Source organism: uncultured Faecalibacterium sp., from assembly GCF_900066275.1.
In the GTDB taxonomy this organism is placed as follows: Bacteria; Bacillota; Clostridia; order Oscillospirales; family Ruminococcaceae; genus Faecalibacterium; species Faecalibacterium taiwanense.
Window position 1 is genome coordinate 1 of the sequence record NZ_FMFG01000090.1, and the last position, 1,236, is coordinate 1,236.

Genomic DNA, 1,236 nt, shown 5'->3' on the forward strand with positions numbered 1-1,236 from the left:
CTGTTGAAATGCTAAATAAGGATGAAATGCTTGCAAGAACATCCAACGGAATTGCATGTGCATCGTCCATTTCAAAGCCGTCCGGCACATAATGATCGCTGTATCCATCCGGCAATCGTTCCAACGGTTCGCCGTCCACTTGATACGTCAGCTGCATCTCAATCGGCAAGAACTTCTGAATCATCGTGTAGACTGCATTGCGGAAGTCCGCACTTACTGTAAGCGCACCGAGAGTTAAAATTACCAGCGTCAGGGCCGCAATAAGCACTCGTTTCAGCACAGGGCGGCGTTTATGCAACGCCGCTTGCAGGCGGGCATCCCATCGGGAAGTGTCCGGGTAGCGTTCTTTAAGCTGCGCCGGAGTTGGTAGCTCGTTCAGTTCTTTCTGTGCATCTGCATGGAGTGCCATCATCAACGCAGTGTCAAAAGAAACTTCTGTCTGCTCACTCATGGTGGTTCAACTCCTTCCACAATAGTTTTCTTCCACGGAAAAGCCGCATCCGAACCACTTCGTCCGTCAGTCCAAGCGATTTGGCAATCTCCCGGTTGGTGTAACCCATTGCCAAAAGGCGCAGTGGGTCACGGTACATCGGTTTCATCTGTCCGATCAGTTCTGTCAAGTGTTCGATGTTATCGGTGCTGACTACTGCATCGTCCGGCACCGGGGCGTCATCTGGTGCGTCCGGTACTTCTTCCAGCGGTTCTTCTCGCTGCTTGCGAAGCATATCGTAAGCACGGCTTCTACTACAACTAACGAGATAAGCAGCGAGTTCGTGACAGTTTTCTCGATGAATTTTAGAAAAATTTTTCGCAACATACAAAAACACCTCTTGCAGTACATCTTCTGCCAGATACGAATCGCCCATAATTTTGTAAGCGGCATGGTAGACCAGCCGTTTGTAGGTATTATATACATCTATAAATTGTTCTTTATTGCTTTGATCGTCAAGAACAGCTAAGTACAGAGAAAGCAACACAACCACCTCCAACTGATTCGCAACGATTGGATGTAGTGTACTACGAACCAACAAAAATGTCGAATGTTTTCCGTTCTGAACGAAGAACAGCCAGCATCATGACCTCACTTACCGTTGAGGCCGTTGCTGGCTGTTCGTTTGGCTTGAGATGTCTCCATCAAAATTGCAGAGCGCAACTGTCTTGAAACTCTACCATATATAAATAGAAGCGTTTTGAAAAAACGCGCAGCCTGCATCGGAACGGTGCAGAATGAAGGGG

At 47.9% G+C, this 1,236-nt stretch carries 1 protein-coding gene and 1 pseudogene; both read right to left on the bottom strand.

Annotated elements, in window-relative coordinates; genetic code table 11:
* A pseudogene (locus QZL71_RS13120) lies at positions 1 to 451 on the bottom strand (hypothetical protein); the annotation flags it as partial.
* Positions 444 to 977, bottom strand: a complete 534-nt coding sequence (locus tag QZL71_RS13125; RefSeq protein ID WP_294649192.1) for an RNA polymerase sigma factor — start codon at positions 975 to 977, stop codon at positions 444 to 446. The gene QZL71_RS13125 and the pseudogene QZL71_RS13120, both read right to left, overlap by 8 nt.
* Positions 978 to 1,236: the final 259 nt, after the last annotated feature.